The organism is Actinoallomurus soli (assembly GCF_024055715.1).
Lineage (GTDB): Bacteria > Actinomycetota > Actinomycetes > Streptosporangiales > Streptosporangiaceae > Actinoallomurus > Actinoallomurus soli.
Map to the genome: position 1 here is coordinate 33,915 of NZ_JAMXMV010000011.1, position 17,580 is coordinate 51,494.

The following is a 17,580-nucleotide window of genomic DNA, read 5'->3' on the forward strand; positions in this document are numbered from 1 at the left end:
GCCGCCCCGGCCGCCGGCCGCCCCGGCCGCCGGCCTCGCCTACTCGCCGCCCTCCAGGTCGCCCTCCAGGTCGAGGTACGTCCGGCGCAGCCGGTCCAGCGTCTGCGGGTCGGGTTCGGCCCACAGGCGGCGGTCGGCGGCCTCCAGGAGACGCTCGGTGATGCCGCGCAGCGCCCAGGGGTTGGACTGCTCCATGAACGCGCGGTTCTCCGCGTCGAAGACGTACTCCTGGGCCAGCTTCTCGTACATCCAGTCGTCCACGACCCCGGCCGTCGCGTCGTACCCGAACAGGTAGTCGACGGTGGCGGCGAGCTCGAACGCGCCCTTGTAGCCGTGCCGGCGCATCGCGGCGATCCAGCGCGGGTTCACGACGCGGGCGCGGAACACCCGGTGCGTCTCCTCCCCGAGCGTCCGCGTCCGCACCTGGTCCGGCAGCGCCGAGTCACCGACGTACGCGGCCGGGTTCCGCCCCGTCAGCGACCGGACCATGGCGACCATGCCGCCGTGGTACTGGAAGTAGTCGTCGGAGTCCATGATGTCGTGCTCGCGGGTGTCCTGGTTCTTGGCCGCGACCGAGATCCGGCGGAACGCCGCCTCCATGTCGGTCCGCGCCTCCCGCCCGTCCAGGCCCCGCCCGTACGCGTAGCCGCCCCACACGGCGTACACCTCGGCGAGGTCCCGGTCGTCCCGCCAGTTACGGGCGTCGATCAGCGGCAGCAGCCCCGCGCCGTACGCCCCCGGCTTCGACCCGAAGATGCGGCTGGTCGCGCGGCGCCAGTCGCCGTGCCCGGCCAGGTCCTCCAGCGCGTGCGCGCGGACGTGGTTGTCGGGCTCGTCGAGCTCGGCGACCGCGCCGATCGCGTCGTCCATCAGCGCGATGACGTGCGGGAACGCGTCACGGAAGAACCCGGAGATCCGCAGCGTGACGTCGACGCGGGGCCGGCCCAGCTCCTCGCGGGGGATGATCTCGAATCCCGTGACGCGGCGGGACGCCGCGTCCCAGGTCGGGCGGACGCCGATCAGCGCGAGCACCTCGGCGATGTCGTCGCCCTGCGTGCGCATCGCGGAGGTGCCCCACACCGTGAGGCCGACGCTGCGCGGGTACTCGCCGGTGTCGTCCAGGTGCCGTCGGATCAGCGACTCGGCGAGGGACACCCCGACGTCCCACGACGTACGCGACGGGATGGCCTTCGGGTCGACCGAGTAGAAGTTGCGGCCGGTCGGCAGCACGTTGACCAGCCCGCGGGTCGGCGACCCGGACGGCCCGGCGGGGACGTACCCGCCGTCGAGCGCGTGCAGGACCGCGTCGATCTCCCCGGACGTCGCGTCCAGCCGCGGCACGACCTCCCGCGCGCCGAACTCCAGCAGCGTCACCACCTCGGGCACCTCGCGGCCGAGCACCTCGGCGCAGACCGCCGCCGCGCGGGAGGCGTCCCAGCCGAGCGTCTCCATGCCGACGACGAGCCGGCGCGCGACCGCCTCCAGCAGGTCCACGACGTCCGACGCCGTACGGGCGGGGCCGTCCACGACCTCGGTCAGCGCCGTGGCCTCGACCCGCGCGCCGGGGACGGCGAGCAGCTCCCGCTCGTCCAGGCCGTACGCCGCCGCGATCGCGGCGCGCAGCCCGGGCAGCGCCCCGGCCCGCCCCGCCCACACCTGCGCGGCGCGCAGCACGGCGAGCACGAGGTTCACCCGCTGCCCGGCCTCCGGCGCCTGCCCGAGGATGTGCAGTCCGTCGCGGATCTGCACGTCCTTGACCTCGCAGAGGTACCCGTCGATGTGCAGGACGAAGTCGTCGAAGTCGGCCTCGCCCGGCTCGTCGGTGACGTGCAGGTCGTGGTGGAGCTGGGCGGCCTGCACGAGCGTCCAGATCTGGGCGCGCACGGTCGGCAGCTTCGCCGGGTCGAGCGCCTGCACGGTGGCGTACTCGTCGAGGAGCTGTTCGAGCTTGGCCAGGTCGCCGTACGTCTCCGCGCGCGCCATCGGCGGCACCAGGTGGTCCACGATGACGGCGTGGCCGCGCCGCTTGGCCTGCGTGCCCTCGCCCGGGTCGTTGACGATGAACGGGTAGACCAGCGGCAGGTCGCCGAGGACCGCGTCCGGGGCGCACTCGGCGGAGAGGCCGAGGCCCTTGCCGGGCAGCCACTCGAGCGTGCCGTGCTTGCCGAGGTGGACGACGGCGTCCGCGCCGAACACCTCGTCCAGCCAGCGGTACGCCGCCAGATAGTGGTGGGAGGGCGGCAGGTCGGGGTCGTGGTAGATCGCCACCGGGTTCTCCCCGAACCCGCGCGGCGGCTGGATCATCAGTACGACGTTCCCGAACCGCAGCGACGCCAGGACCACGTCGTCGCCGTCGGTGTACAGCTCGCCGGGCGGCTCGCCCCAGTGTTCCCGCATCCGCTCGCGCAGCGGCTCCGGCAGTGCGGTGAACCACCGCTCGTAGTCCTTCAGCGTCACCCGCGCGGGCGCGGCGCGGAGCTGATCCTCGGTCAGCCACTCGACGTCGTGCCCGCCCGCCGCGATCAGCGCGTGGATGAGCTCGTCGCCGTCCTCGGGGTACTCGCCGACGTCGTAGCCCGCCTCGCGCAGCGCCCCGAGCAGGCGGACCGCCGAGGCGGGCGTGTCCAGCCCGACGGCGTTGCCGACGCGGGAGTGCTTGGTCGGGTACGACGACAGCACGACCGCGAGCCTGCGCTCGGCGACCGGCGTGTGCCGGAGCCGGGCCTGGCGCACGGCGATCCCGGCGACCCGCGCGGCCCGCTCCGGGTCGGCGGCGTACACGGGGATGCCGTCCGGCCCGTCCTCCTTGAAGGAGAACGGCACCGAGATCAGCCGCCCGTCGAACTCGGGGATCGCGACCTGCATCGCGGCGTCCATCGGGGACAGCGCGGCGTCCGACGCCTCCCAGGTCGCGCGGGACGTCGTGAGGCACAGCCCCTGGACGACCGGCACGTCGAGCGCGGCGAGCGCCCCGGCGTCCCAGGCGTCCTCGTCACCCCCCGCCGAGGCGTCCGCCGCCACCGCGACGCGCTTCCGGGTCGGGCTTCCCTCCTCACTCGCTCCGCGGCTCGCCGCTCCCCCGGCCGCCAGCACCGTGACGACCAGCGAGTCGGCCCGGCCCAGCAGCTCCATCAGCCCTTCGTCGGCGGAGCGCAGCGAGCCGCAGAAGACGGGCAGCGCGTTCGCACCGAGCTCCTCTATCCGTTCGCACAGCGTGTCGACGAACGCGGTGTTGCCGGACAGCTCGTGCGCCCGGTAGAAGACGACGCCGACGGTCGGCCGGCCGTCCTTCGGCTCCCCGGGCCGGTGCACGCCGTACGCGGGCATCTCCCGCGGCGCCTCGAACCCCTCGCCGGTCAGCAGCAGGGTGTCGGACAGGAAGCGGGCCAGCTCCCGCAGGTTGTCCACGCCGCCCTCGCGGAGGTAGGCCAGCGCCTCGGCGGCGACGCCGGCGGGCACCGTCGACAGCGCCATCAGCTCCGCGTCCGGGGCGGCCTCCCCGCCGAGCGCGATGAGCGGCACGTCCCTGCCGCGCAGGTCCTCGATCCCCTCCCGCCAGGTCTTCAGGCCGCCGAGCAGCCGGACCACCACGGCGTCGACGCCCGCGCACAGCGCGTCCAGGTCGGCGACGTCGAGACGCGACGGGTTGCCCGTCACGTAACCGGCGTCCGCCGAGCGCGCGGACAGGAGTTCGGTGTCGGCGGTGGAGAGCAGCAGGACACGCACGTGTCGTTCCTTCCCTCGGGGGTCCTCGCCCCGGCTCGGGTGAAAGGTCGGCGACGGCGGGAAGTCTCCTGACTTCCAGGTCACCGCTCCCCCGCGGCCTTCCAGCTCATCGCCGTGGCCGTACGTGCGGGCTCGCTACCTGGTCACAGTTGCGGGACAGCCCCGGACTCGCACCGGGTTCCTTCCCTCGCCGTCGCGCGATCAGTCTACGATCGCGCCCCGGCGGGCGCACCGCCGTAAGCGGCGCGCAAGGCGTCAGCGCCGAGGATGTTCGAGCTCGGAGGGACGAAGACCCTCGGCGGTGATGCCGGCGTACGCGCCGGCGGGCCGCTCGGGTGCGCGCCGGTCGAGGGCGCCGGAGACCAGCGCGACCGCCAGGCCGGCCGCGCCGATGAGCGCGGCGATCCAGGTCGTCGAGGCGTAGCCCAGGCCGGCGTCGATGGCCAGCCCGCCGAGGAACGGCCCGACCGTGTTGCCGAGGTTGAACGCCGCGATGTTGGCGGCGGACGCCATCGTCGGCGCGCCCGCCGCCTTGTCCAGCACCCGGGTCTGCAGCGGCGCGATCGTTGCGCTGCCGACCACTCCGAGCAGCACCATCACGACGACCACCGCGACCTTGCCGTGCACGACGAAGAAGAGGAGAAGCGACACCGCGATGACGGCGGCGAGGATCCCGTACAGGCTGGGCATGAGCGCGCGGTCGGCGAGCCTGCCGCCCAGCGCGTTGCCGGCCACCATGCCGACGCCGAACAGCACCATCAGGATCGGCACCGCCCCGGAGGAGAACCCGGTGACGCGGGTGGCGAGCGGCGCGACGTAGGTGATGACGGTGAAGACCGGCGCCCAGCCGAGGGCGGTCATGGCGAGGGCGAGCCAGACCTGGCCGTGCCGGAAGACCGACAGCTCGCCGCGCAGGCCGGTGTCGGCGGACGGCCGCGGCTGCGCGGGAACGAGCGTGGCGATGCCCGCGAGGGCGACCAGGCCGATCGCGGCGACGACCCAGAACGTGGACCGCCAGCCGAGGGCCTGCCCGAGCGCGGTGCCGCCCGGAACGCCGAGCACGTTGGCCACGGTCAGGCCGGTGAACATCATCGCGATGGCCCCGGCACGCTTCTCGGGCCGTACGAGGTCGGCGGCGACGACGGAACCGATGCCGAAGTAGGCGCCGTGGGCGAACGCGGTCACCAGCCGGGCCACCATGAGCACGCCGTACGTGGGTGCGACCGCGCACAGGAGGTTGCCCACGGTGAACAGCACCATCAGGGACACCAGCATGGTCTTGCGGGAGATCCTGGACCCGAGCGCGGTCAGCAACGGCGCCCCGATGACGACGCCGAACGCGTACCCGGACACCAGGAGCCCGGCGGTGGGGATGGAGACGTGCAGGTCGGCGGACAGGTCGGGCAGCAGGCCGCTGATGACGAACTCGGTCGTTCCGATGCCGAAGCCGCCGATCGCCAGGGCGAGCAGCGCGATGGGCATGAGGTCTCCTCCGCGTAGACTGAGGGGCGTGAGCAATAACCAGCGCACGAATTAGTTGCACGCGCCTGTTACTTGCAGACGCCGACTATCTCACCACGCAACCAGTGAGATGCCAAACGCAAGGAGGGGTGACCCATGTCACTGCCCGATGACGCGGCCGAGGCCCGCGCCCAGGGCTGGCGTACCCTCGCCGCCCTGCACGCCCGGATCGAGGACAGGGTCGAGCGGGCCCTGCAGGCCGAGCACGACCTGAGCGTCAACGAGTACTGCGCCCTCCACCTGCTGTCCCGGCAGGAGGACTGGCACATGCGGATGCAGCAGCTCGCGAACGCCATGGTCCTGAGCCAGAGCGCCACGACCCGTCTCGTCACCCGCCTGGAGAAGCGCGGCCTGCTCCGCCGCTACCTGTGCGAGGACGACCGGCGCGGCATCTACACCGAGGTCACCGAGGAGGGCGGAGCGCTCCTCGCCAAGGCGACCCCGACCCACAACGCGGCCCTGGAGACGGCCCTCGCCGACGCCGCCGCCCTCCCCGAACTCGCCCCTCTGGTCCGCGCCCTGGAGACCCTGCCCAACCTCACCCCGACCACCTGACCGCCCCACCGCCGCCCATCGGAGGAGGGCCGTCACCGCCGCCAGGACCGGGCATCCGGATCCCACTCCGCACCCACGATCTCACCGACGAGCAGCGGATCGGCGAACGCGACGACCTCGGCCACCACTTGGGCGAAGTCCTCCGGGTAAGCGTCACGGTCCGGACCCTGTTTCCGCCGCCAGTCCCCGTAAGCCCGCGCCCTGGCCCGAGGCAGATCATCGATGTAGCCCGCGAGAGGGTGCCGAGACAACGCCCGATGACGGGCGGTACGTTCGACGGCCGTGATCAGGTCCGCGCCGGCGAACGCGTGGACACCGCTCAGGCGCCACAAGTCCGCGTAGTCCCGAACTCTCGAGTTGGCGTCTCCGCGCTGCATGGCCGTCACCGTCTTCTCGGCGACGACCGTCTCCACCGGATACACGAGCAGGGGGAACGCCTCGCCGACCTGCGCCGGATAGCTGATCCGCCGAGCCCCCGGCGTCACAGGGTCCCCGAAGCTCACGTCCAGTTGGAGCCGCAGTTGGGAATGGGCCACCGTGGCGGGGATGACGATACGCAGGCCGCCGTACTCATCATCGTCACGAATGACGGACGTCTTCCGACTCTCGCCGTCGAACTCGATGCCGTCGTCTACAGGAAGGCCCGTGATGTCCAGAACCGCCGAGACGATCGAGTCCTCGTCGCAGTCGATCCCCTGTCCCAGCAGATCGGCGTCGCGCGTAGGACGCCGGGCGTCCAGGACGCTCAGCAGCAAGCCGCCCTTGAGTACGAACCGATCCCGGTGATCCGACTCGCTGAGCCGCCTGAGGAATCCCTCCTGGACGTGTCGGGGCAGCAGTTCGTCCGTGAGCCGGCGCTCCCGCTTGGCCCTGTTACGCAGGTCATTGAACACACGACCCGCCGTCGTGTCGCGGGGCGGGTTCGGCGCCATCAGGCGGTCACCGCATCAAGGGCCGACCGGACGCGGCCCTCCGCACGGAGCAGTCGCGCGAGTCGCAGCAACTCGGCAGGCTGCGCGCCACGGCGCCGCACGTAGAGACGGAGCGCCCGAAGGCCCGTGACCTCGCCCACGAAGCGCCGGAGACGTATGGCGTCCACGACACTCCGCGCGGCGCTGTACACCCGAATCATCTCTCCGGGTGCGATTTCGAAGAGCTCAACGCCGACCTCGAACGTATGCGGGTCGAAGCGGGACACGCTCAATGGCGGGTAGTCGAATCGAGGGACGTGTCGATTACGGGGCACGGCGATCCTGATCTCTGACGGCACCTCGTCGGTGAGGTCGTGGAGCGCCAGTGCCGATTCGAGGCAGATGACCGCCTGGGGCACCCGTGCCGCGACCGCGAGCAGATCGACGTGCGCCGTCTCCGGAGCGCTCGCCTTGCGGTAGACCCCCCGCGCCAGCTCAGCGATCTCTTCCGAGTCACGAAGCGCGTACAAATCTCTCCAGCTGAGTCCTTCCTCTCTGGCCTGCCGACTGGTGAACGTCGGAGACAGCCGAGCCAGACGGTCGGTGGCTTCTTCCCGTACAAACCCCATGTATGAAAGTCTCCCCATCAAGGCCTTACATGGCGAGACTTTCATACAAGGATCGAGCGCAGCGGCGACCATCTCATCACCCCCCTTGACGAGCACATTGCCACTTTGGGTAGCCATGATGACACACTGAGCGATATTTCGCGGCGCAGCTGTCATGAGCCCGTGAGGGGCTACCGTGAGCCGTGTGGAGGGCGCCGGGCGGATCAGTCAGAGCGTTCGTTGGCGGCCGTCGGGGCGGCTCGCGTGGGCGGTGGCGCGCTGCGTCGGGTACCGGTACGAGGGCTTTCCCGCCGGCACGCATCTCGGGCTGCCGTCCCGGCATCTGACCGTGGTCCTCAGTCCGGGCGCCCCGACCCGCACGAGCGGCCCCTACGGATCGGCCGCTCTCACCGCGCTGGCCGGGGGCCTGCACACCCGGCCGGTGCGGATCTCCCATGACGGCGACCTCGCCGGCGTTCAGCTCGACCTCACGCCGGAGGGGGCCCGTTCCCTGTTCGGGCTGCCCGCCGCCGAGCTGGGCTCGGCCGTCCTGGCCCTCGACGACCTGATCGGCACGCGGGCCGGGGAGCTCGTCGAGCGCCTGGCCGAGGCATCGACCTGGCCGGCCCGCTTCGCCGTCGCCGAGGAGGTGCTGACGCGCGGCATGGACCGGCGGCCCGGTCCGCCGCCCGAGGTCGGGTACGCCTGGCGGCGTCTCGCCGACACGGACGGCGCCGTACGGATCGGCGACCTGGCGCGCGAGGTCGGCTGGAGCCGCCGGCACCTGAGCGAGCGGTTCGCGGCCGAGTACGGGCTGCGGCCGAAGGAGGCGGCCCGCGTCATGCGGTTCGAGCGGTCCAAGCGGCTACTCAAGGAGCCCGGACGGCCGCCGCTGGCGAGCGTGGCGGCGGTGTGCGGGTACTACGACCAGGCGCACCTGGCCCGCGAGTGGAACGACCTCGCCGGGTGTCCCCCGTCCGCGTGGCTGGCCGGCGAGGAGCTCCCTTTCGTCCAAGACGGCGAGGACGCCGCCGGCCGACGATGAGGCCATGAGCGAAACCAGAGTCTGGCCCGCACTCCGTTACAAGGACGCCCACGCCGCGATCCGGTTCCTCGCCGACGCCTTCGGGTTCGAGGAGGTCGCGGTGTACGAGGACGACGGCCGGGTGGCCCACGCCGAGCTGCGCGCGCCCGGAGGCGGCGGCGTCATGCTGGGCGACGCCGGCCGTGCCGACAGCGCGCTCGCCGGTCTGCCGCCGGGCGCCGGAGCGGTGTACGTCGTCACCGACGCGCCCGACGCGGTGTACGCGCGGGCCGTGGCGGCGGGCGCGACCGTCGTCCAGGGACTCACCGACGAGGACTACGGCTCACGGGGATTCACCGTACGGGACCCCGAGGGGGTGTTCTGGAGCTTCGGCACCTACGCCGGTGCCGGGTCCTGAACCGGGGCCAGGACCGGGCAGCCGAGCCGGTCCTCGGCGTGGACCGGCGGCGGGGCGCCCTGCGAGACCGCGATGCGCAGCGGCCAGAACGGCTCGCGGGGCGCCTCCGCCGCCAGCCTCGCCAGGAACGCGGACGTCGACAGCAGGACGCTCGCCCGGTGCCGGCGCACCCGCTCGGCGACCGCGGCGATCGACCGCCGGCCGGAGTCCAGCACCGCGCTGGCTCCCGAGTACAGCGGCAGGAAGACGGTGTTGCGCAGCCCCACGGGGTCGTGGGTCTTGGGAACGGAGAACAGCACGTCGTTCTCCCGCAGCCCGAACGGCTCCATCGCCAGGAAGGAGGCCTCCGGGTCGCCGTGCGCGTACAGCTCGCCGTACTGCGCGAACGCCGGTGTCCAGGAATGCACGGGGTGCGCCGGCGGCACGGTGGCCCGCGCCATGCCGGTGACGAGCTCGTCGGGGGTGATGACGTTCCGGTGCCGGCCGGGGGCGCAGACCGCGACGTCTCCCGGCGGGAGCATGGACGCCTCGGGGTCGGCGATCAGCGCGAGCGCCCCGATCCGCACGGTGCCGAGGAACGCCCAGACCAACTCCATCGCCCCCGGCAGCGCGATGACCACCCGGTCGCCCGGCCGTACGCCGTGCGCCCGCAGGAACCCCGCCGCGCGCCCGGCCCCCCGGTGGACCTCCCCGTGCGTGAAGACGTCGTCACCGCACAGGAACGCCGCCCGGTCACGCCAGCCGAACGCGAGCGTCCATCGGCTCAGCGACTCGGCCAGATTCGCCTCTGGCGACGGGTCGGGCATGCGTGCTCCTTCACCGATCGAAGACCCCCCTGGGAGACTAGGCCGATCCACCGTGCCGGGACAGACCCGCAGCGTGATCAAATGGCCTTGAAGGAGGCCATCTGTGGACAACCTGCGCGTCGCTCTGATCGGGTATGGAACCGGAGGTGCGGTCTTTCACGCACCGCTCATCTCGGCCGCCCCCGGCCTGGAACTGGCCGCCGTCGTGACCCGCGACCCGGCGCGGCGGGCGGCCGTCCGTGACCGGTACCCCGGCGCCGAACTGCTCGACGCGCCCGGCGACGTCCGGTCCGGCGGATACGACCTGGTCGTCGTGACCACGCCGAACCGTACGCACGCGCCCCTCGCCCGGGCGGCGCTGGACGCGGGACTCCCCGTCGTCGTCGACAAGCCCATCGCGGTGACCGCCGCCGAGGCCCGGTCGCTGGCCGGCGGCCCGCTCGTCGTGCCGTTCCACAACCGCCGTTGGGACGGGGACTTCCGGACGGCCGCCCGGCTCATCGGGGACGGAACTCTCGGGCGGGTGCTGCGGTTCGAGTCGCGGTTCACGCGCTGGCGCCCGCAGATCAAGCCGGGCTGGAAGGAGACGGCCGACCCGGACGCCGCGGGCGGCGTCCTGTACGACCTCGGCGCGCACCTGGTCGACCAGGCGATCACATTGTTCGGGCCGCCCGTCGCCGTCCACGCCGAACTGGACGTACGGCGGCCGGGCGCCGAGGCGGTCGACGACGCGTTCGTCGCCCTGACCCACGCGAACGGCGTCCGGTCCCACCTGTGGATGAGCGCGATCAGCGCGGACCTCGGACCGCGCTTCCGCGTGCTGGGCGACCGCGCCGCGTACGTCACGTACGGGCTGGACGGCCAGGAGGACCAGCTCCGCGCGGGCCGCACCCCGGAGGACGCGGAGTTCGGCGTGACCCCGCCCGAGGCGTACGGCGAGGTCGGCACGCCCGGCGACACCCGCGCGGAACCGACCGACCCGGGCCGCTACCGGGACTTCTACCCGGCCGTCGCGGCGGCGGTCCGCGGCGACGGCCCGCCGCCGGTCACGCTGGAGGACGCGATCGCCGGCCTGGAGGTCATCGAGACCGCGGCGCGGAGCTCTTCCTAACGGAGCTCCCGCTCGCCCGTCCGCCGGGCGATGACGTGGAGCAGCGCGGCCACACCGCGGTACGGGTCGGTGCGCCCGGCGCGCTCCTCGCAGGCCAGGAGCGCGTCGAGCCGCTCGGGCTCGGGCACGGGCGCGTCGTCGGCGGCGGTGTCGGTGAAGACGCGGACGCCGTACCAGGCGATCCGGCTCAGGCCGCGCTCGGCGAGCGACGCCGTCAGGTCGGCGAGCCGGTCGGCGCGGGCGTCGACGCCGATCCGGTTGCGGTAGGCGGTGCCGTCGAAGGCGCCGGCGGCGGCCGCCCAGTCGCCTTTCAGCCCCGGCCGCAGGGCGAGGGCGTCGCCGTTCCGTACGAGCAGGGACACGAGTCCGCCGGGCGCGGTGACCCCGGCGACGGCGTCGAGGACCGGGCCGGGATCGGCGAAGTACATGAGGACGCCGTGGCACAGCACGACACCGAACCGCGACGGTTCCAGGAGCCGTGCGGCCTCCTGCACGTCGCCTTCGACGAGGCGGACGCGCTCGCGTACCTCCGCCGGCTCGGTCTCGAGCGCGGCCCGCAGGTCGCCGAGCAGCGCGGGCGAGGCGTCCAGGCCCGTCACCCGGTGACCCCGGCGGGCGAGCGCCAGCACCTGGGTGCCCTGACCGCAGCCGAGGTCCAGGACGTCGCCCGGTTCGGCGTCCGGGACGTGGTGGGCGAGCTGCCGCGTCACGAGCTCCTGGCGGACGACCTGCCGCAGCGTTCCGAGCCGCGACCGCCAGCGGTCCTCGCCCGGCGTGAAACCGCTCATGCGGCCTCCTTCCCCGGAGGAACGGCCAGAGGCGCTGCGCTCATGCGACGGCCCCGCCCGGGGGAACCACGGGAAGGTCCGCCGGTGGGCCGGTCTCGATGAGGCGCCACAGGGCGCCGGTGTCGAGGTGCTGCTCGACCAGGTCGCCGAGGGCGTCGAGCTGGGCCTCCCGCAGCGCGGCGAAGTCGGTGTCCGGCGCGGGGGTGAAGTCGCGGTCCGCGACCCGGGCGACCTCGGCGAGGAAGGCGCGGCGGAAGCCGTCGTTCTCCAGCGCGCCGTGCCAGGTCGTCCCCCAGACCGCCCCGTCGCGGCACCCGTCGAGGAACGGCTCGCCGCCCTCCACCGCCGCCACGCCGTGGTGGATCTCGTACGCGCGCACCGGCTCGCCGTACGCCGTGCCGCTCGGCCGGCCGAGGATCTTGTCCGGCCCGAACTCCACCCGTGTGGGCAGCAGCCCGAGGCCCGGCACGGGCCCGGCCATCGACTCGATGTCGTCGTGAATCTCGCGGGCCAGCATCTGGTAGCCGCCGCAGATGCCGAGCACCGGCCGGCCCGCCCGCGCGCGCCGCACGACCTCGGCGGCCAGTCCGTGCTCGTGCAGCCAGGCCAGGTCGGCGACGGTGGCACGGGAGCCGGGCAGCACGACCAGGTCGGCGTCGGCCAGCTCGCCGGGCGTGGTCGCGAACCGCACGCTCACGCCGGGCTCGGCGGCCAGGGCGTCGAGGTCGGTGAAGTTGGAGATCCGGGGCAGCCGGGCGACCGCGACCCGCAGCGTCTCCCCCGCGACCGCCGGGCGCGTCGCTGGACGCGCGTCCAGGGCGAGGGAGTCCTCGACGTCCAGCCAGAGCCCGCCGAGCCAGGGCAGCACGCCGTACACCGGCCGGCCGGTCAGCGCGGTGATCTGCGCCAGCCCCGGGGCCAGCAGCTCGGGCGCACCCCGGAACTTGTTGATGACGAAGCCGGCGATGAGCCGCTGGTCCGCGGGCTCCAGCAGGCCCACCGTCCCGTACAGCGCGGCGAAGACCCCGCCCCGGTCGATGTCGCCGACGACGATCACCGGCATGCCGGGCCCGTCCGGGCCGCCGGCGGCGCGCGCCAGGCCCATGTTCGCCAGGTCGCCGGCCCGCAGGTTGATCTCGGCGGGGCTGCCCGCGCCCTCGCAGATGACGACGTCGTACTGGGCGCGCAGTTCGGCGAGGCTGCCGAGGACGACCTGGCGCAGGCGTTCCTTGTGCGCGGCGTATCCCATCGCGTCGACCTCGGCGACCGGGTGGCCGAGGACGACGACCTGGCTGCGCCGGTCACTGCCAGGCTTGAGGAGGACCGGGTTCATGTGCGCGGTCGGCTCGATCCGCGCGGCGGCGGCCTGCATGGCCTGCGCCCGCCCGATCTCCGCGCCGTCGGCGGTGACCATCGAGTTGAGCGACATGTTCTGCGCCTTGAACGGCGCGACCTTGACGCCCTGCCGGGCGAGCCACCGGCAGATCCCCGCCGTGAGCATGCTCTTGCCCGCATCCGAGGTCGTACCGGCGACCAGCAGCATCCCGCTCCGTGTGCTCACGGACGCCGAAGTTAGCAGCCGCGCCGCCCGCCGCGGTCGGCCAGGAGACGCAGAGGCCCCGGTGCGCCGTTCGAGGACGGCGGCGGGCCCGGCCGGCGGGCAGGTCCGCCGTCGCGTCCACGACCGCACCGGCCGTCCGGTCACCGACGGCCGGCTGCCGTGGAAGCGGGTCGTACGGATGTACCCGGAGGAACACCCTCCGGGGCACCCGCGCCGCTCGCCTCGTTCAGCGGCGCCGGCTCCGCCACCAGGACCTGACGGCGGCGCGGGCACCGATCACGACGGCGGCCGAGGTCACCGTGACCGTACGGGACAGGCGGACGGCCCGCCGGACGTCCTGCGGCTCGGCGGCGCGGCCGTCACCGAGCTCCGGCCGGTGCTCGACGCGGCTCCCGTACACGTTGACGCCGCCGAGCCGGACCCCGAGCGCCCCGGCGAACGCCGCCTCGCACCGCCCGGCGTTCGGGCTCGGGTGCGCCGCGCCGTCGCGGCGCAGGATCGCGTACGCGTCGCGCGGGGAGCCGCCGACGAGCGGCGCGCAGGCCACCGTGAGCAGCCCGGTCAGCCGGGCGGGCACCCAGTTCGCCGCGTCGTCCAGGCGCGCCGCGACCCGCCCGAACCTGAGGTACCGGGGGCTGCGGTGCCCGACCATCGCGTCCAGCGTGTTGACCGCCCGGTACGCGAGCAGCCCCGGCACGCCCAGGACGGCGCCCCAGAACAGGGGCGCCACGGCCGCGTCGGAGGTGTTCTCGGCGACCGACTCGACCGTCGCCCGCGCGAGCTCCTTGGCGTCGAGCGCGCTCGGGTCCCGCCCGCACAGGTGCGGCAGCCGCCGCCGCGCCGCCTCGACGTCCCCGGCCTCCAGCGCGGCCGCCATCGCGAGCCCCTCACGCCCGAGGGACGTCCCGCCGACCACCGCCCACGTGGCGGCGGCGGTGAGCGCCGTACCCCCCGCCGTACGACGGCCGACGGCGTCCACGACGAGACCGGCGCCGGCCGCCCCGGCCACGCACACGGCCGTGAACACCGCGCCCCGCCCCACCGAGTCCCGGTACAGGCGCCGCTCCAGCGCGCTCGCGGCCCGCCCGAACGCCGCCACCGGATGCCCTCGCCGCGGATCCCCGGCCAGCGCGTCCAGCAGCAGCCCGGCCCACAGCCCCATCTCCGTCGTCACGAACGAAGACGATAGGCCGCCCGGAACGGTCCAGGACGGGGGGCTATCCGATCGCCGCCCTGCCGGCCACCTGCTCGACGAGGTGCGCGAGGCCCGTATCGATGGCCTTGACCGCCGACTCGCTCTCGGCGCCGAGCCCGTGCCGGTCGGCGATCCACGAGGCTCGGTCGTAGGTCAGCCACACCTTGCCGTGCTCGTCCTGCCAGGCGAGGGCCTTGACGGGCAGGTCGATGCCGCTGGTCTGCCGGTCCTGCATCAGCGGGGTGCCGCCCCGGGGATTGCCGAAGATGAGCAGTTCGGTCGGACGGAGCTCCATCCCGGCCTGCACGGCGTTGCCGGCGTGGTCGATCCTGGCGAACACGAGCAGTCCCGCGCCGCTGATCACCTTCTGCAAGCGGTCGATCGTCTCGCTGACGGACCATTCACTGGCAACCGTCACCAAGCCCTGGTCGTCCACGCACTCACGCCTCTCACAGAGTCGAGTCCGGCGGCTACTTCCTGGCAGCACCTGCCACCGGCAGCGCGATCACGCAGGAACGGCACCGCCGAGGCGGAGACCCCTTCGTCAGTCCGTCCTCGTCTCGTCCCCACCGATGACACCCACCTCAACGCAGTCACTGCCCATGTCGGTTCCGCTGTAGCTGCTCTTCCGATACGTCTCAATCATCGATACAGCTCCATCTTCTTACGGATCAGTACCTTCGACTGCTCATCATTGAGCGCTTTCAGTCCTATCCGTTCATAACGGTCGAGATACGGTCGCGCCCCGAAGGAATAGACCAACCTTCCCTGTCCAGGAGATTCCAAATAGGCCACATCACCCGATGCGTTAGACAGTACCTTAAAGCTACCATCCAGCCCCTTGTACGCCCCTACCGCCCTTGGGACGACCCGTATTCCGATATTCGGCATGTCCGCGAACTCCAGCAGACGCTCCAACTGCTTCAGCATGACCTCTGCCCCACCGACGGGCCACTCCAGGACGGTCTCTGCGAGGATCACCCACAGCAGAGGAGGATCCTCTCTCGTCAGAATGGCCTGTCGACTCAACCGCTCCTCGATGGCCGCCCGCGCCACATCCTCCGCGACACCGCCCGCGACCGCGAGAGCGAGGGCATATTCCGGCGTCTGGAGCAAACCGGGGACAACGATCGCCTCGAACACACGGATGGTCGAGGCCGTCGCCTCGATGTCCCGATGCTCCTTGCGCCACTGACCGTCCGGCTCACGCAGGGCGTGAAACATCAGGGCAGCGAATAAACCGCCGGTTTTTAGTGCTTCGTCCGCAAGTGCGGCCTGCTTTGAATCAAGCTTGAGGGTGTTGGACTCGATCCGGGAAACAGTCGAACGGACGCATCCGATCCGGTCGCCGAGCTGGGTGCCGGTAAGGCCGGCCCGCTCCCGCTGAAAGCGCAACTGAAGAGCGATGACGTCCCACAGCGAGGACATCGGATCAAGCGGCGGTCGCGACGTCATCGGCCGGCCCTCTCGTTTCCGCGGGTTTCTGATGTTCCTTTGAAACAGCGCAATGGTAGCGCCACAGGTTCAGTCTGACCATACGGATTAGCGACGCGAGGCAGGGAGCCACCGCCATGGATCAGACGATCACCGAGATGGGCGACACCGCGAGGCTGAGAATCGAGGGCCGGCCGGAAATGGTGAGGCACGCACGCGCGTTCGCCCGCGCGAGCCTCCGGCGCTTGGGCTGCAGCCCGAACGCGGTCGACGACGGAGAACTGATCGTATCCGAGCTGGTCACGAACGCGATCAAGGCAGCACCCGACCGAGAGATCAGAATCTCGGTATTCCCGAAACGGGAATATGTCACGATTCAGGTGTACGACCCCGTAGACGACCTTCCCCGCCAGAGGCAGCCGGGGCTCCATGCCGAATCAGGGCGCGGAATTCCCATCGTCAGCCAGTGCGCCCATCGATACGGCGCATTCCGAGTGGCCGGTGGAAAGGTCGTCTGGGCGACGGTGGAGCGGCACTCGTGATCGAAGAGACTCTCACCATCGAACGCGTCAAGGCTCGCTTCCCAGAGTGGATCATCGCGTACGACCCATCGGCAGGTTCGTTCTGGCTGCTCCACTGGCGCTATCTGGAGCTCGGCTGGCGGCACGTCCGATCAATGCTCCATATAGAGGCGGAGATACGTGGCATTGAAGGCCGCTGTTCGGCATATATCCTCCCGTGGGAGAGGCCGACCCGACGGTGAGCCCGCGCCGCTGCGCGTGTCCGTCTGTGAGCGGGTAGTGGAAGGATGACGCTGATCATCGCGACACGGTTGGAGCCGAAGCATGGAACTCACCGCGGAACCCTGTTCGCCGGTCAAGGTCGAGCACGCCGAGGGGCCGTTCTGGTACGGAGACCGGCTCGGCTGGGTCGACATCATGGCCGGGCGGCTGTGGCTGGCCGGCTACGACGGCAAGACACTGACCGACCCGCGTTCGCTGCAGGTGGACCGGCCGATCGGCGCCGCCGTGCCCCGGGTCCTGGGCGGGTGGATCATCGCCGCCGGCACGTGCTTCATGGAGCTGGACGAGGACGGCAGGGCGACGGCGCTGACCGGCGACCTGGCCGACGCCTCCATCATCCGGATGAACGACGGCAAGTGCGACCCGGCGGGACGGTTCTGGGCCGGCACGATGGCGTTCGACGAGACGGAGGGGGCGGGCTCGCTGTTCGTCTTCGACGGCTCGATCCGCACCGTGCTGGACGACGTGACCATCTCCAACGGCCCGGCCTGGAGCCCCGACCACCGCACGATGTACTACGCCGACACGCCGACCCGGCGGATCGACGTCTTCGACTACGACCTGGACACCGGGGAGGTCGCGAACCGGCGGCCGTTCGTCACCGTCGAGGGTGGGCACCCCGACGGCATGACGGTCGACGACGAGGGCTTCCTGTGGCAGGCCGTGTGGGGCGGCGGCGTGGTGCACCGCTACGCCCCGTCCGGGGAACTGGTGGGGACGGTCCGCCTGCCGGTGACGAACGTCTCGAGCTGCTGCTTCGGCGGCACCGACCGTTCGACGCTGTTCATCACGACGTCGCAGCAGGGCCTGTCCCCGCAGCAGCGGGAGGCCGAGCCGGACGCCGGCCGGATCTTCCGCGTCGACCCGGGCGTCACCGGCCCCCTCGCGACGCCGTTCACCGGCGCCCGCTGAACTCTCGAAGCGCTCCCGCTGGTGTCCGCTGCCGTCAGAACGCAGCGGACACCAGCGATCAACCCGCCGGCGTCTCGCGTCCGCCGCAGTCGTCGCCGTGAGCGGCGCTGAGCGCCGAGGATCCTCGTCGCCGGGACGACGAGGAACCTCGGCGCAAGGCTGCGGACCGGGTGCCCACCGCACCGGCGTGGGCGCCCGCCGCCCACG

General features: G+C 72.3%; 18 protein-coding genes and 1 riboswitch. Of the genes, 7 read left to right on the top strand and 11 right to left on the bottom strand.

Annotation, left to right across the window (positions count from 1 at the left end; genetic code table 11):
* Nucleotides 1-39: 39 nt before the first annotated feature.
* Together cobN and NDW01_RS25635 are read right to left on the bottom strand one after the other, a co-directional pair.
* On the bottom strand, nt 40-3,726 hold the full coding sequence (gene cobN / locus NDW01_RS25630) for a cobaltochelatase subunit CobN (RefSeq protein WP_252824569.1): 3,687 nt from the start codon (nt 3,724-3,726) through the stop codon (nt 40-42).
* Between the two features lie 41 nt (nt 3,727-3,767).
* A riboswitch (cobalamin riboswitch) is annotated at nt 3,768-3,933 on the bottom strand.
* A 48-nt stretch (nt 3,934-3,981) separates the two neighbouring features.
* Nucleotides 3,982-5,208, bottom strand: coding sequence for an MFS transporter (locus NDW01_RS25635; RefSeq protein WP_252824571.1), 1,227 nt, complete (start codon nt 5,206-5,208; stop codon nt 3,982-3,984).
* A 135-nt stretch (nt 5,209-5,343) separates the two neighbouring features.
* On the opposite strand from NDW01_RS25635, the gene NDW01_RS25640 reads away from it, so the two are divergent.
* On the top strand, nt 5,344-5,802 hold the full coding sequence (locus NDW01_RS25640) for a MarR family winged helix-turn-helix transcriptional regulator (protein ID WP_252824573.1): 459 nt from the start codon (nt 5,344-5,346) through the stop codon (nt 5,800-5,802).
* A gap of 32 nt (nt 5,803-5,834) precedes the next feature.
* Here the strand turns inward: NDW01_RS25640 and NDW01_RS25645 are convergent, their stop codons facing one another.
* Nucleotides 5,835-6,695 carry a nucleotidyl transferase AbiEii/AbiGii toxin family protein gene (locus tag NDW01_RS25645; protein ID WP_252824575.1) on the bottom strand — a complete coding sequence of 287 codons (861 nt, stop codon included), beginning with the start codon at nt 6,693-6,695 and terminating at the stop codon, nt 5,835-5,837.
* Nucleotides 6,696-6,733: 38 nt separating this feature from the next.
* Nucleotides 6,734-7,438: a type IV toxin-antitoxin system AbiEi family antitoxin domain-containing protein gene (locus NDW01_RS25650; RefSeq protein ID WP_252824577.1), complete on the bottom strand. Its 705-nt coding sequence runs from the start codon at nt 7,436-7,438 to the stop codon at nt 6,734-6,736.
* Nucleotides 7,439-7,517: 79 nt separating this feature from the next.
* Here NDW01_RS25650 and NDW01_RS43955 point away from each other — a divergent pair, with 79 nt between their 5' ends.
* Nucleotides 7,518-8,366: a helix-turn-helix domain-containing protein gene (locus NDW01_RS43955; protein ID WP_252824579.1), complete on the top strand. Its 849-nt coding sequence runs from the start codon at nt 7,518-7,520 to the stop codon at nt 8,364-8,366.
* A gap of 4 nt (nt 8,367-8,370) precedes the next feature.
* On the top strand, nt 8,371-8,763 hold the full coding sequence (locus tag NDW01_RS25660; protein WP_252824581.1) for a VOC family protein: 393 nt from the start codon (nt 8,371-8,373) through the stop codon (nt 8,761-8,763).
* Here the strand turns inward: NDW01_RS25660 and NDW01_RS25665 are convergent.
* Nucleotides 8,742-9,569, bottom strand: coding sequence for an AMP-binding protein (locus NDW01_RS25665; protein WP_252824584.1), 828 nt, complete (start codon nt 9,567-9,569; stop codon nt 8,742-8,744). The genes NDW01_RS25660 and NDW01_RS25665 overlap by 22 nt on opposite strands.
* Before the next feature lie 103 nt (nt 9,570-9,672).
* Between NDW01_RS25665 and NDW01_RS25670 the strand changes: the two genes are divergently transcribed.
* A complete protein-coding gene (locus NDW01_RS25670) occupies nt 9,673-10,680 on the top strand; it encodes a Gfo/Idh/MocA family oxidoreductase (RefSeq protein ID WP_252824587.1) in 1,008 nt (335 codons plus the stop codon).
* On the opposite strand, the gene NDW01_RS25675 is transcribed toward NDW01_RS25670, so the two are convergent.
* The 6 genes from NDW01_RS25675 to NDW01_RS25695 all read right to left on the bottom strand — a co-directional run bounded on the left by NDW01_RS25675 (nt 10,677) and on the right by NDW01_RS25695 (nt 15,652).
* Nucleotides 10,677-11,468, bottom strand: coding sequence for a class I SAM-dependent methyltransferase (locus tag NDW01_RS25675; protein ID WP_252824589.1), 792 nt, complete (start codon nt 11,466-11,468; stop codon nt 10,677-10,679). The genes NDW01_RS25670 and NDW01_RS25675 overlap by 4 nt on opposite strands.
* A 40-nt stretch (nt 11,469-11,508) precedes the next feature.
* Nucleotides 11,509-13,011: a cobyric acid synthase gene (locus NDW01_RS25680; RefSeq protein ID WP_252825045.1), complete on the bottom strand. Its 1,503-nt coding sequence runs from the start codon at nt 13,009-13,011 to the stop codon at nt 11,509-11,511.
* Between the two features lie 244 nt (nt 13,012-13,255).
* Nucleotides 13,256-14,203 (bottom strand): cobalamin biosynthesis protein, encoded by a 948-nt coding sequence (locus NDW01_RS25685; RefSeq protein WP_308211777.1) that lies wholly within the window; start codon nt 14,201-14,203, stop codon nt 13,256-13,258.
* Between the two features lie 43 nt (nt 14,204-14,246).
* The gene (locus NDW01_RS25690; protein WP_252825051.1) at nt 14,247-14,588 is read right to left on the bottom strand and encodes a DUF302 domain-containing protein; all 342 of its coding nucleotides are present in this window, start codon (nt 14,586-14,588) and stop codon (nt 14,247-14,249) included.
* A 180-nt stretch (nt 14,589-14,768) separates the two neighbouring features.
* Nucleotides 14,769-14,870 (bottom strand): DUF397 domain-containing protein, encoded by a 102-nt coding sequence (locus NDW01_RS44440; RefSeq protein ID WP_406567761.1) that lies wholly within the window; start codon nt 14,868-14,870, stop codon nt 14,769-14,771.
* A complete protein-coding gene (locus NDW01_RS25695; protein ID WP_252824592.1) occupies nt 14,867-15,652 on the bottom strand; it encodes a helix-turn-helix domain-containing protein in 786 nt (261 codons plus the stop codon). The genes NDW01_RS44440 and NDW01_RS25695 overlap by 4 nt, the downstream gene beginning before the upstream one ends.
* A gap of 143 nt (nt 15,653-15,795) precedes the next feature.
* Between NDW01_RS25695 and NDW01_RS25700 the strand changes: the two genes are divergently transcribed.
* The 3 genes from NDW01_RS25700 to NDW01_RS25710 all read left to right on the top strand — a co-directional run bounded on the left by NDW01_RS25700 (nt 15,796) and on the right by NDW01_RS25710 (nt 17,373).
* Nucleotides 15,796-16,200 carry an ATP-binding protein gene (locus tag NDW01_RS25700; protein WP_252824594.1) on the top strand — a complete coding sequence of 135 codons (405 nt, stop codon included), beginning with the start codon at nt 15,796-15,798 and terminating at the stop codon, nt 16,198-16,200.
* Complete coding sequence (locus tag NDW01_RS25705; RefSeq protein ID WP_252824596.1) at nt 16,197-16,421, top strand: hypothetical protein; 225 nt, start codon at nt 16,197-16,199, stop codon at nt 16,419-16,421. The genes NDW01_RS25700 and NDW01_RS25705 overlap by 4 nt, the downstream gene beginning before the upstream one ends.
* 82 nt (nt 16,422-16,503) lie before the next feature.
* Nucleotides 16,504-17,373: an SMP-30/gluconolactonase/LRE family protein gene (locus NDW01_RS25710; RefSeq protein ID WP_252824599.1), complete on the top strand. Its 870-nt coding sequence runs from the start codon at nt 16,504-16,506 to the stop codon at nt 17,371-17,373.
* Nucleotides 17,374-17,580 lie beyond the last annotated feature (207 nt).